Here is a 12,495-nt window from a genome sequence, read left to right as displayed (position 1 = left end):
CCCTGCGACCAATGGAGCAGACCGGTGTCGAACCAGCGACTTGGTGGCCGGGTGGCCATCATAACCGGCGCGGCGCGCGGTATCGGAAGGGCGATGGCCGCAGGCTTCGTCGCTGAAGGCGCGCGAGTCATGATCGCCGACCGTGACATCGACGTGGCGCGTCGCGTGGCGGGCGAAATCGATCGGGCGGGCCATGCGGTGGACATATGCGCGACCGATGTGACCGATGCCGGCGCGGTCGAGGCCATGGTCGGGTCGACGCTTGCAAGGTTCGGCAGCATCGATGTCCTCGTCAACAATGCCGGGCTCCTCAATGCCAGGCCGCTGGCTGAAATGCCGATCGAGGTCTGGGACGAGATGATCGCGGTTCACCTGCGCGGCATGTTTCTATGCTCGCGCTTTGCCGTGCCGCACATGATCGCGCGGGGGCGGGGCTCCATCATCAACATGTCCGGCAGTTTCGGCGTCAGCGGCGCGGCGAATTTCACGCATCTGTCGGCAGCCAAGGCCGGCATGATCGGCTTCACGCAGGCGCTGGCCCGCGAGCTCGGGCCGACGGGCATCCGCGTCAACGCCATCGCCCTGGCCATCATCCAGACGGAACTGGCCGCGGGAATGACCGACGATGCGATCCGCGCGGCGGTCGCGGCCTATCCTCTGCGTCGCGCGGGAACCGTGGACGACGTCGTTCCCGCGGCGGTGTTTTTGGCAAGCGACGAGGCCGGCTATTTCACGGGACAGACGCTGTCGCCCTCCGGCGGCAGCGTGATGGTGGCGTAGGTCCTCTCGGTCGACTCATGGGCAAGGCCCGCGGATGCCCTGCGCTCACCAGACCTTGCCGAGACCGACGCTCGCGCGCATCGCGCGGTACCGGTCGCCGGCTTCGCCGTCGAGCGCGAGCGATGCTCTCATGCCGTCGCGAAGCCGCGTCTCGACGCCGAGCGTCATCAGCGCCGTGTGGATGGATGCGCGGGCGCCGAAGACGGTGAAGCCGGAATTGGCGAACTGCTGGAACTGGACTTCGGCGGCTGCAGCTTATCCCTGCTGACCGGGCATGGTCACGATCAGCGGTCCGTTCCGCGTCGCCACGACCGTATGCTCATACTGGACCGTGAGGGCCCGAGGCTGGCTGTAGAGCGTCCAGGGGTCCTCGCCGTCTTCGGCAAGCTCGGCGCCGAGGGAGAGGAAGGGCTCGACCGTGAACACCATCCCGTCGGCCATGATGCGGCGCTCGGAAGGGTCGGGCCAGGTCGCGATCTCCGTTGGCTCTTCGTGCAGGGAGCGGCCGACGCCGTGGCTGGCGAGATTGCGCACCAGCGTATAGCCGTGCTTGCGCGCGAAGCTGCCGACGGCCTGCCCGATGCCTGCCAGAGGCCGGCCAGCCCCGACCTGCCCCAGACCGGCCCACATGGCCCTGCGGCCGTCCCTGCAAAGGCGCTCGACGTTGCGGGCCACGGGCGGCACGGCGAACGAAGCGCCTGTATCGGCGAAGTAGCCGCCCTTCTCGGCGGAGACGTCGATATTGACCAGGTCGCCCGGCTTGATCTGGCGGACACCGGGAATGCCGTGCGCGATTTCTTCATTGACGCTGATGCAGGTCGCGCCGGGAAAGTCGTAGGCGAGTTCCGGCGCCGGACGCGCGCCGGCACTTTCCAGCAGCTTCCGTCCGAACTGATCGAGCTCGAGCGTGGTCATGCCGGGCTCGATGGCGCGGCCCATCGCGGCCAGCGTATCGGCAACAATGCGCCCAATCCCTTTCAGGGCCGCCAGTTCGTCTTCGCTCGAAACCGTCATGACGTGTCCGTAGAACGCCCTGCACCACCGATCAAGACCGTCGCCCGTTTCGGACTTCGCGAGCGCGCCGGTGAGTTCATTCCGGCGCGGCGCGACGGCTCATGGCCGGTCGGTCAGCGACGAATGCCGGGCGCTTCGACCGGTAAGCCTCCGGCGCGCGCCGCGAGATAGAGCTCCAGTGCGAGATATTCCGAGGAGCCGTAGGGAAACTGGGTCGCCCGGACGCCGAGCGAACAAGCGCGCAGGCGACGGTGCAGCGAACCCATCGTGTTCCATTCCAGCCGATAGGCGGGAAAGCCGGTGCCAAGTCCGCTCGAAACGACGTCGCCGCGCAGACGCCGGCCGACATTCTCGTCATGGCACTGGCCGCAGGCGAGGTTGAGCTGCCCCTGTCGCGTCTCGTAGAAGCGCCGGCCCTCCGCGAGAAAGCGCGCGGCCGGCCCATCGGTTGCGACGGAAACCGGCATGCCACGCGAGCGCAGCGCGACGGCGGCGGTGAGGGACAGCAGTGCGTCGCTCTCGTAGCCGAAGGCCGGTGCGTTCTGGTTCTGCGTCCGGCAGCGTTCGATCCGCCCTTCGAGATTGAGCAGTGTGCCGTCGCGGGCCACGACGGGATAGCGGGCGGCGACCCCGCGCATCGACGCGATGTCCCCGTGGCACCCCTGGCACGAGGGTCTCGCCGTGGCCGGCGTGGCCCTCCAGAGCGCTTCGCCCTCGTCGACCCACAACCAGCCGGGATGGCGGGAGGCGTCTTCCTGCAGCGCGCGAAGATCAGGCGAGAGGAAGGTCGCGGGTGCCCGCACCTCGCCCGCGCTCGCTGCCGCCGCCAGCAGGCATCCCGCGACGACAGCCGCGAGCCTCATGCGACCGTCAGCGTCTGGCGGCGCTCGTAGGTCACGTCGCCGTCTTCCAGCCACTCGAAGACGAACTCGCCGGTCTCGGTCGCCACGGTGGTGAAGGCGATGTAGGGGTTGGCGGCGATGCCGGGCGACAGTTCCATCCGCATCACTTCCTCGTTCCCGTAGGAGGCGCGGAACGTGTGGATGATCCTGCGCGGCACGGGCCTCAGGCCCGGCGCGTCGAGGCCCCGCTCCATGGCGTGGCGAACGAGCACGCGGATCTCGATGATCTCGCCGCGGCGCGCTTCGGCCGGCATGGTGATCCTCGCGGGAATGGTGGCGCTGGCCATGGCTTCAGCCTCCGTCCACACAGGCGCCGAGAATGACGATGACCTCCCGCGTGCCCCGGTGGACGACGCCTTTGCTCGTCTCGGCGAGGACGACGATCGACTGGGTCTCCGCCAGCCGGATGCGCGTCGCCACCTCCGCCCGTCCGGCTCGCGGGCCGATATGGAACGCGGCGACACGCGGGAACGGGTTCTTTTCCGACAGCACATAGATCGAGGACACGTGGTCATCCACGGTCATCGGGCTGTCGATCCTGATCGTCAGATCGACGGAATTGCCATTCTCGGAGAGAGGGGGCGTGTCGAGCAAGATGCCGGCTGACACCGGCACGCGGCCCGCAAGGATCGCCTGTTCGGCTGCCGCGAAGGTCTCGCCGGAGGCGGGCTGCGCGCCTGCCAGACGGGGCAGCAGCGCCGCCGTTGCCGTGGCCGCGATCGCCGTTCGCCGGGACAGAACGATCGCCGGGTGATCCCGGTGTGCCGTCATGGTCTCACTCCTTCAGGCTCGACAGATAGGCGACGACATCCTCGATCTCCTGTGCCGAGAGGACCGGGCGGCCCCGATAGCGTGCCTCGACATGAACGAGACCTGCAATCCGGTGATAGGCGGGCATGGTCGCGGTCGGGTTCACCTCGGTCGGATCGATGAGCCGCAACCTGATCTGACCGGCCGACAGCCTCGATGCCACGCCGGCGAGCGGCGGTCCGATCTCGCCCATGAAGGTTTCCGAGGGATCCGGCACGGTGTGGCAGATTAGACAGTTCGCGGTCTCCCTGTTGCGAACGATGCGGGCGCCGCGCGCGGCATCGCCCGAGAGGCCTGCGAGCGGCGCCTCGACGGCATCGCCAGTCACCGCGTAGCGCGCAACCTCCTGTCCCACGGCGGGGGCCGCAAGGCAGAAGGCAAGAAGCGTCGCGCCCACCCGCATCACGCGCGCAGGTTCTGGTCCTTGAGCGGCACGGTGCGGATGCGCTTGCCGGTCGCCGCGAAAATGGCGTTCAGCACCGCCGGCGCGGCCACCATGATGGTTGGTTCTCCAACGCCGCCCCAGAACCCGCCGGATGGCATGACGATGGTCTCGACCTTCGGCATCTCGTCCATGCGCAGCACGTTGTAGGTGTCGAAATTGGTCTCGACGATCTGGCCGTCCTTCACGGTGCACTCGCCGTAGAGCAGCGCCGAGAGGCCATAGACGAAGGAACCCTCCACCTGCATCTCGATCTGGCGCGGATTGACCGCGTAGCCGCAATCCGTCGCCGCGACGATGCGGTGCATCTTGAGCTTGCCTGTGGCATCGACCGAGACCTCGGCCGCCGCTGCCACATAGCTGCCGAAGCCCATCTGCTGGGCGATGCCGCGATGGACGCCCGCGGGCGGGGGTGTGTTCCAGCCGATGCGCTCGGCCACCGCGTTCAGCACCGCCAGGTGTTTGGGATGATTGCCCATCAGCTTGCGGCGGAAGGCGAGCGGATCCTGCCCGGCCGCATGCGCCAGCTCGTCGAGGAAGCATTCGAGATAGATGGCATTCTGGTTGTGGTTGACGCCCCGCCAGAAGTGCGGCGGTACATGCGTGTTCCGCATCGCATGGTCGATCAGCAGGTTCGGGAACGAATAGCCGATCTGACTGTCGTTGCCGCCGGCATTGAGCCCCTGGAACTGCACGGGGTCGCGGCCGTTCTGCAGCGCGGTTGGGAACACGTAGGAGAGGATCGACTGTCCGGAGATGCGCATGTGCAGGCCGGTGAGGTTGCCTTGCGCGTCCAGCCCGCCGGTCAGCTTGCACTTGGTGACGGGGTGATAGCGCCCCTGCACCATGTCCTCCTCGCGGGTCCACTGGGTCTTGATCGGCACCCCCGGAACCTGCTTCGCGATCAGCACCGCCTGCGTCAGCCAGTCGTGGGTCGTCCGCCGGCCGAAGCCGCCGCCAAGATCGACACGGTGCACGTCGCAGGATGTCTGCGGCAGGCCGGCAGCGGCGGCGGTTGCGACCAGCGCCGCCTCGCCGTTTTGCGTCGGGCACCAGACGTCGCAGCGCGTCGCGGTCCAGACCACCGTGGCGTTCATCGGCTCCATCGGCGCATGGTTCTGGAAGGGGTAGGAATAGACCGCCTCCACCTTGCGTGGCGCGGCTGCGATGGCGGCGCGCGCGTCGCCGTTGGAATTGCCGACGAAGGCCTCCGACGCGCTCAGGCCTTCGGTCAGCATGGCGTCGATGGTCTGCGACGACACGGCGCGGTTCGCCCCGTAGTTCCATTCAATCGGCAGCGCATCGAGCGCGGTCTTCGCCTGCCAGAACGTCTCGGCGACCACGGCGACTGCCGTGTCCCCCACCTTCAGGACATGTTTCACGCCCGGCATCGAGGTGACCTTGGTGGCGTCGAAGGAAGCGACGCGGCCGCCGAAGACCGGACATTCCCTGGGAACGGCGATCAGCATTCCCGGCATCTTCAGGTCGGAGCCATAGATCAGCGAACCCGTCGTCTTGGCGGCTGTGTCCAGCCGCTTCACCGACTGGCCGATGACCGTCCAGTCCTTCGGCTCCTTGAGCACGACATCCTGCGGCGGAGTGAGGCGGGCCGCCGCGGCGGCGACCTGTCCGTAGCGCACCGAGCGACCGGAGGCGGCATGGGTGATGAGGCTGTCCTTGGCCGTGCATTGCGCGGCCGGTACGCCCCAGGCGTCGGCTGCGGCCTGAATGAGCATGGTGCGCGCCACCGCGCCGCCGCGCCGCACGTAATCCTGGCTCTGACGGATGCCCTGACTGCCGGCGGTGAGGAAGGCGCCCCAGGCGCGGTTGCGCGCCAGCGACTGGCCCGGCGTCACATATTCCGTGACGATCTTCGACCAGTCGCAATGGAGTTCCTCCGCGATCATCTGGCAGAGGCCGGTGCGGGTGCCCTGTCCCATCTCGGAGCGGGCCATGCGGAGCACCACCGTATCGTCGGGGCGGATGACCACCCAGGCGTTGATCTCAGGCGCGGCGGCAGGCGGGGCGGCCTGCGCCAGCGCGTCCTTCGCCGGCAGGTAGAAGCCGACGGCAAGGCCGGCTGCGGCCTTCAGCACGGAGCGACGGGTGGGGGCGACGTTGTCGATGAGTGTCATGGCGCTTCCCCTCAACCCTGCCGGACGCCGGCGGCCTGCCTGATGCCGGCGCGCACGCGATTGTAGGTCCCGCAGCGGCAGATATTGGTCATCGCCGCATTGATGTCGGCATCGGTGGGATTGGGCTTTTCGGCCAGCAGGGCGGCCGCCGCCATGATCATTCCGGACTGGCAATAGCCGCATTGCGGCACGTCGAGATCGCGCCAGGCGACCTGAATCGGGTGCATGCCGTTCGGCGACAGGCCCTCGATCGTGACGATCTTCTGGCTTTCGGTGATGGCGCTGATCGGCATGGCGCAGGAGCGCGTCGCCAGCCCGTCGATATGCACCGTGCAGGCCCCGCAGGCGGCAACGCCGCAGCCATATTTCGTGCCGGTCAGCCCTGCCTGCTCGCGCAGCGCCCAGAGCAGCGGCGTATCGTCCGCTGCGCTGATCTCGACCACCTGGCCGTTGATGTTGAGTTTCGCCACGCGCCGTCTCCCGCTCTGAACCGGACCTTGGAGGCAGCCTCTTGTTTGGAACCAGTCCACAATTAGCGAAGTTCGAATACAACCCGGTTGCCGGCGCGGGCAGGTCACTTTGTTGCGAGCGGTGATTGTGCGCCGTTGCGTCCTGCGGGTGATGGTCGCGAATGAAGCAAGGTTGCATAGAGTCTTCGGTCGCCTTGCGGACCCGCGCTCTCGCAGAGGCGCAGCCCGTTCCACCGAACCGCGCGCCAGCCCAGGCCCGGCTCCCGGCTCCCTGCAAATCGGCGGCCCCGCTTGCGTCAGACACGAGGTCAGATGACGCCCCCTGTCTGTTGCGATTTCCAAAGGCGTGCTTGGTGAATGTGGCGGTCGCCGTTGACGTCGATCGCCGTTGACGTCGATCGCTTCGTGGCCCGCGTGTGACCCGGCTGACGCGCCGAAGCCATCGCCGCGTCAGCACCGCGTTCCTCCACACTCTTGCAGCCGTTGTTCCCGTCGGTTGTGTCGCGCGAAACCGATGCGTGACGGGAGGGGTTCTTGGCTGAATCAGGCGAGGAAACCGGCGGACAGTCCGGTCAGCGGGGGCGCTCGGTGCCGATCCGTGTGCGAAGCCAGATCTGACATCTGAGCATTTGCCTCTGGCTCACGGCTTTGCTTCAAATCTGGACCTTCCATGGCCAGTGCATGGTGCGGTCCGATGAGCCAGAAGAAAAACACTGCGTGTTAGACCGCGCCAAGCAACCAATCAGCCAGAGGGACGTGATCGATGAAACCCAATTCTCCGAAAATCACCCGCCGTGAAGGCTTGAAAGCCGCGCTGGCCACCGCTGCGGGCGCAGCGCTCCTGCCTGCTTCCGTCCGGTCCGCCGATGCCCAGACGCGGTCCGAGACACTTCGCCACGTCATGGCCGGCACGATCAATTCGCTCGACGCGACCGTTCCCGGATCGACGCGCGAGGCGTTCGGGGTGGGCATGAGCATCTACGACCGCCTGGGCTCGTTCGGCCGCAAGGAGGTGGAAGGTCAGTGGACCTTCGATTTCGACAATATCCGTGGCGAACTGGCCGAGAAGGTCGACCGCTCCGCCGACGGGCGGACCTTCACGTTCCATCTGCGGCAGGGCGCGACCTGGCATGACGGCACGCCGGTCACCGCCGCCGACGTCAAATGGTCCCTCGACCGCGCCGTATCGGCGAAGTCCCTGGCCGCGGCCCAGGTCGCATCCGGATCCCTGACGAAGCCCGAGCAGTTCAAGATCGTCGGCGACCGGACCGTCGAGGTTTCGCTCGACCGTCCCGACCGTCTCGCGCTCGCCAACCTGTCCATCCCGCTGTCGCCGATGTTCAACAGCGTGCTGGCCAAGAAGCACGCGACCAGCGACGACCCCTGGGCTCTGGCATGGCTGAAGGACAACACCGCGGCGGGCGGGGCCTATATCGTCGAGACCCACCGCCCGGGCCAGCAGACCGTGCTGCGGCGGAATGAGAACTGGAAGAACGGTCCCGAAGGCAAGCTGCCGTTCTTCCGCCGCGTCATCGCACAGACCGTGCCGGAGGCTGCGACCCGCGCCAACCTGTTGGAGCGGGGCGACGCGGATCTGTCGATCGACCTTCAGGCCAGCGACATCGACGCGCTGGAACAGCGCGGGCGGATCAAGCTGGTCGCCGTGCCGCAAACCAACGGTTTCACCGGCATCGTCTTCAACACGCGCCTCGCGCCGTTCGACAATCCCAAGGTGCGTCAGGCGGTCGCCGCGGCCCTGCCTTACGAGGACATGTTCAAGGCGGCCCTGTTCGGTCGTGGACGGCGGCTGTTCGGCGCCCGCTGGACCGAGGTTCCGACCGAGGCCTTCCCGCAGCGCCTGCCGCTGAATACCGACCTGGCGAAGGCCAAGGCCCTCCTGGCCGAGGCTGGATATCCCAACGGTCTGCAGACGACCTTCTCCTTCGCTGCCGGCGCGGCGTCGGCGGCGGAGCCGGCGGCGGTTCTGGTGAAGGAGGCTCTGGCCAAGATCGGCATCGAGGTGACCGTCCAGAAAATGCCGGATGCCCAGTTCGTCACTCTTCAGGTCGAGCGACGCCTGCCGCTGTTCATGGAGTCGGGAACCGCCTGGCTGCCGGCCCCGGATTATTTCCTGCGGACCTATTTCAGCGGCGAGCACCGCTGGAATTTCAGCGGCTTCAAGAACGCGGAAATGGACAGTCTCGTCCAGGCCGCGCGGTTCGAAACCGATCCGGCCAAATATGCCACCGCCTGCAAGCGCATGATCACCATCGCCGCCACGGAGGTGCCGACGGTGATGCTCTGGCAACCCAACCAGGATGCGGTCATGGCGCGGAACATCAGTGGCTACACCTACTGGTTCCATCGTCAGGTGGACTATCGGGACCTCGTGCGGGCCTGATCGATGTCGGCGGCGAAGAACATCGGCAGGAGAGTCGTGAAGCGGCTGGGAGCGTCGGTGCCGGCGCTTCTGGGCGTCGTCGTCTTCACGTTCCTGCTCATGCGCGTGTTGCCGGGCGATCCGGCAACGTTCTTCGCCTCCGGCCCCAATGCCGGACAGGAGGAGATCAACGAGCTGCGCCGCCAGATGGGTCTCGACCGGCCGATGTACGAGCAACTCGTCCGCTACCTCTATGACATCGCGACCGGCCATCTCGGCCGGTCCATGACCACTGGCCAGCCGGTGCTGGCCGATCTTGCCCAGCGGCTTCCGGCGTCCCTGGAGCTCAGTTTCTTCGCGCTGATCATCGCGCTGACTCTCGCGATCCCGCTCGGCATCGTCGCGGCGCTGAAGCCGAATTCGTTGATCGATCACGGCGTGCGTTTCGTCTGCACGCTCGGCGTATGCGTGCCAACCTTCGTCTCCGGCCTGTTGCTGATCTACGTCTTCTACTACCTCCTCGGCCTTGCCCCCGATCCTACCGGCCGGATCGACATCTTCGCGGCCCAGCCGCCGGAGATCACGGGCTTCCTGCTGATCGATTTCCTCATGGTGGGCGACTTCGCGGGATGGCGGGCTGCGTTCGGCCAGCTGATCCTGCCAGCCTTCACCATGGCGCTGTTCGTTCTGGCGCCGCTCGCCCGCATGACGCGCGCTTCCCTGCTCGCCGTGCTCGGCGGCGACTTCATCCGAACGGCACGGTCGGTCGGCATGAGCAGCTGGCGGGTCGTCATCGTCTATGCGCTGCGCAACGCGATGCTGCCCGTGCTGACCATCATCGGCATCGTGTTCTCGACCATGCTGGGCGCCAATGTGCTGGTCGAGAAGGTCTTTTCCTGGCCCGGCATCGGCTCCTATGCCCTCGATGCGCTGCTGGCGTCCGACTATGCGCCGGTGCAGGGCTTTGTTCTGCTGATCGCGGCCATTTTCGTGATGGTGAACCTCGCCATCGACGTGCTCTACGGCATCGCGGATCCGAGGGTAACAGTCGAATGAGCAGCACTCTCAGGCACGCTGGCTGGGTGCTGCGCGGCAACCCGGTCACGGCTTTCGCCGCCGCCGGCACTTTCCTGCTGGTCGCCGTCGCCGTCCTGGCCCCGTGGATCGCGCCCTACGACCCGGTCGCGTCGAATGTCTCCAACGCGCTGAAGCCGCCATCGGCGGCTCACTGGGCGGGGACCGACCAGCTGGGGCGCGACATCTTCAGCCGTCTCCTGGCCGCGACCCGCCTCGATCTGACGATCGCGGCCGCGGCGGTCAGCCTGTCCTTCGTCGCGGGCGCCGTCATCGGAAGCTTCTGCGGCTATGTCGGCGGCAGGCTGGACCGCTGGGTGGGACGGCTCGTCGACGTGCTCATGGCGTTCCCGCTCTTTGTCCTCGCCATGGCGCTCGTGGCGGCGCTCGGCAACCGGGTCGAGAACATCATCATCGCGACCGCAATCATCAATCTGCCGTTCTACATTCGCTTTGCCCGCGCCGAGGTCAATGTCAGGCGCCATGCCGGATGGGTGGAGGCGGCGCGCGCCGGCGGCGACAGCGATGCCGCCGTCGTCCTGCGCTTCCTGCTGCCGAACATCCTACCCGCCATGGCCGTGCAGATATCGCTCAATCTCGGCTGGGCGATCCTCAATGCCGCCGGGCTCTCCTTCCTCGGCCTCGGCGTCCAGGCGCCGACGCCCGAATGGGGCATCATGGTCGCGGAGGGCGCGCGCTTCATCGGCACCGGCCAGTGGTGGCTGGTGGCCTTTCCCGGCCTCGCCCTGATGCTTGCCGTGCTCTGCTTCAATCTGCTCGGTGACGGCCTGCGCGACATTCTCGACCCGAGGATGCGGACATGACCGAGCCGCTTCTGAAGGTCGAGGACCTCAGGGTTTCCTTCTCGACGCGCGGCGGAATCGTCGAGGCCGTGCGCGGCGTCGACATCGAGGTCGCGCAAGGGGGAACCCTGGCCATCGTCGGCGAGAGCGGCTCGGGCAAGTCGGTGACCGCCTATGCCGTGACGCAGCTCCTCGACCGGTCCGCGCGCATTCCCTCGGGGAGGATACTGTTCAGGGGCGAGGACATCACCAGGGCGCCGTCGTCCCGGATGAACAGCCTGCGCGGCGCCGCGATCTCCATGGTGTTCCAGAGCCCCAGGTCCGCGCTCAACCCGATCCGTGGCATCGGCCGGCAGATCATGGACGCCATCGAGGCCCACCAGAACCTGCCGAAGGCGCAGGTGCGCGCGCGGGCGCTGGAACTGCTCGAGGCGGTGCGGATCCGTAACGCGGCAAGCCGTTTCGACGCCTATCCGGAAGAGCTTTCCGGCGGCATGTGCCAGCGCGTGATGATCGCCATGGCCATGGCCTGCGATCCCGCCCTGCTCATCGCGGACGAGCCGACCACCGGCCTCGACGTGACGACGCAGAAGACGGTGATGGACCTGCTGGCGCAGCTGACGGCCGAGCGGAACATGGCGCTGATCCTGATCACGCACGACCTGGGTCTTGCGGCTCGCTATTGTCGCGACGTCGTCGTCATGCAGGAGGGCAAGGTCGTCGAGCGGGCGCCGACGGCGGAGCTTTTCGGCAATCCGCAGCATCCCTATACCCGCAGGCTTGTCGCGGCCTCGCCGACCTTCGAATCGACCGTCGACGATCTCGTGGGCGAAGCGCCGCGACCGCCCGGCCCGGCGATCGCCCGTGAGCGCGGAACGCCGCCGTTGCTCGACGCCGAGGGCCTGGTGAAGCGCTATGGCGACGTCGCGGCCGTCGATCGCGTGTCGCTGAAGCTCGGTCGTGGCGAAAGCCTGGGGCTCGTGGGCGAGTCGGGCTCCGGCAAGAGCACGATCTCGCGCATGATCTGCCGGCTCGTCGACCACGACGGCGGCAGGCTGCTGTTCGACGGCGAGGATATCGGGGCCATTCCCGCGCGGGACTTCCATGCCTCGCCCCGCCGGCGGGATATCCAGATCGTCTTTCAGGACCCGCACGACAGCCTGAACCCACGGTTCAGCGCCTTCGACTGCATCGCCCATCCGGTGAAGCGTCTGGTGAAGCCGCAGGACGCGGCGCAGCTGAGGCGGCGCGTCGAGGAAGCAGCCGAGCGCTGCGGACTGCCGCGCGACCTGCTCGGGCGCTTCCCGCACCAGCTCTCGGGCGGTCAGAAGGCGCGCATCGGCATCGCGAGGGCCATCGCGGTCGAACCGCGCCTGCTCGTGCTCGACGAGCCGACGGCTGCTCTCGACGTGTCCGTGCAGGCGGTGGTGCTGAAGCTGCTCGACGATCTGCGCCGGGACAGCGGCCTGTCGTTCCTGTTCGTCAGCCACGACCTCAACGTGGTGCGCATGATGTGCGAGCGCATCGTGGTCATGCGCCAGGGCACCGTCGTCGAGGAGGGAGCGAGCAGGGAGCTTTTCGCCGCTCCCCAGGCGGCCTACACCCGCGAACTGCTCGACGCCATTCCGCATTTCGAGCCCCAGCGGGCGCTGGCCGGCTGACAAGGCCGGCCGAAGTGAACCTCA

13 protein-coding genes are annotated in these 12,495 nt (G+C 67.4%); 5 read left to right on the top strand and 8 right to left on the bottom strand.

All coding sequences use genetic code 11. The annotated features are described in order from the left end of the window. The first annotated feature begins 24 nt into the window (after positions 1–24). On the top strand, positions 25–780 hold the full coding sequence (locus tag JNK84_RS19855; RefSeq protein WP_367272368.1) for an SDR family NAD(P)-dependent oxidoreductase: 756 nt from the start codon (positions 25–27) through the stop codon (positions 778–780). 45 nt (positions 781–825) lie between these two features. Here the strand turns inward: JNK84_RS19855 and JNK84_RS19850 are convergent, their stop codons facing one another. From JNK84_RS19850 to JNK84_RS19815, 8 genes are all read right to left on the bottom strand, one after another. Further along, a complete protein-coding gene (locus JNK84_RS19850) occupies positions 826–948 on the bottom strand; it encodes a hypothetical protein (protein ID WP_293427192.1) in 123 nt (40 codons plus the stop codon). A gap of 87 nt (positions 949–1,035) precedes the next feature. Then, on the bottom strand, positions 1,036–1,794 hold the full coding sequence (gene map / locus JNK84_RS19845; RefSeq protein WP_293427189.1) for a type I methionyl aminopeptidase: 759 nt from the start codon (positions 1,792–1,794) through the stop codon (positions 1,036–1,038). Positions 1,795–1,907: 113 nt separating this feature from the next. Further along, positions 1,908–2,657: a sulfur oxidation c-type cytochrome SoxA gene (gene soxA / locus JNK84_RS19840; RefSeq protein WP_293427186.1), complete on the bottom strand. Its 750-nt coding sequence runs from the start codon at positions 2,655–2,657 to the stop codon at positions 1,908–1,910. Continuing rightward, a complete protein-coding gene (locus JNK84_RS19835) occupies positions 2,654–2,983 on the bottom strand; it encodes a thiosulfate oxidation carrier complex protein SoxZ (RefSeq protein WP_293427183.1) in 330 nt (109 codons plus the stop codon). The genes soxA and JNK84_RS19835 overlap by 4 nt, the downstream gene beginning before the upstream one ends. Positions 2,984–2,987: 4 nt before the next feature. Beyond that, entirely contained in the window at positions 2,988–3,467 is a 480-nt protein-coding gene (locus JNK84_RS19830) for a thiosulfate oxidation carrier protein SoxY (protein ID WP_293427180.1), read from the bottom strand. Positions 3,468–3,471: 4 nt separating this feature from the next. Beyond that, a complete protein-coding gene (soxX, locus tag JNK84_RS19825) occupies positions 3,472–3,909 on the bottom strand; it encodes a sulfur oxidation c-type cytochrome SoxX (RefSeq protein ID WP_293427394.1) in 438 nt (145 codons plus the stop codon). Beyond that, positions 3,909–6,083 (bottom strand): xanthine dehydrogenase family protein molybdopterin-binding subunit, encoded by a 2,175-nt coding sequence (locus tag JNK84_RS19820; protein ID WP_293427178.1) that lies wholly within the window; start codon positions 6,081–6,083, stop codon positions 3,909–3,911. Before JNK84_RS19820 ends, soxX begins: the two co-directional genes overlap by 1 nt. A gap of 11 nt (positions 6,084–6,094) precedes the next feature. After that, a complete protein-coding gene (locus JNK84_RS19815; RefSeq protein WP_293427175.1) occupies positions 6,095–6,553 on the bottom strand; it encodes a (2Fe-2S)-binding protein in 459 nt (152 codons plus the stop codon). A 763-nt stretch (positions 6,554–7,316) separates the two neighbouring features. On the opposite strand from JNK84_RS19815, the gene JNK84_RS19810 reads away from it, so the two are divergent. From JNK84_RS19810 to JNK84_RS19795, 4 genes are read left to right on the top strand one after another with little or no spacing between them, the layout of a single operon-like run. Continuing rightward, on the top strand, positions 7,317–8,954 hold the full coding sequence (locus tag JNK84_RS19810) for an ABC transporter substrate-binding protein (RefSeq protein WP_293427173.1): 1,638 nt from the start codon (positions 7,317–7,319) through the stop codon (positions 8,952–8,954). Between the two features lie 3 nt (positions 8,955–8,957). After that, positions 8,958–9,989, top strand: coding sequence for an ABC transporter permease (locus tag JNK84_RS19805; RefSeq protein ID WP_293427170.1), 1,032 nt, complete (start codon positions 8,958–8,960; stop codon positions 9,987–9,989). Next, positions 9,986–10,831 carry an ABC transporter permease gene (locus tag JNK84_RS19800; RefSeq protein ID WP_293427167.1) on the top strand — a complete coding sequence of 282 codons (846 nt, stop codon included), beginning with the start codon at positions 9,986–9,988 and terminating at the stop codon, positions 10,829–10,831. Before JNK84_RS19805 ends, JNK84_RS19800 begins: the two co-directional genes overlap by 4 nt. Beyond that, a complete protein-coding gene (locus JNK84_RS19795) occupies positions 10,828–12,471 on the top strand; it encodes a dipeptide ABC transporter ATP-binding protein (protein ID WP_293427164.1) in 1,644 nt (547 codons plus the stop codon). Before JNK84_RS19800 ends, JNK84_RS19795 begins: the two co-directional genes overlap by 4 nt. Positions 12,472–12,495 lie beyond the last annotated feature (24 nt).

It is taken from the genome of Phreatobacter sp. (assembly GCF_016793595.1).
GTDB lineage: Bacteria > Pseudomonadota > Alphaproteobacteria > Rhizobiales > Phreatobacteraceae > Phreatobacter.
This window is presented reverse-complemented; position numbering and strand designations above follow the sequence as displayed.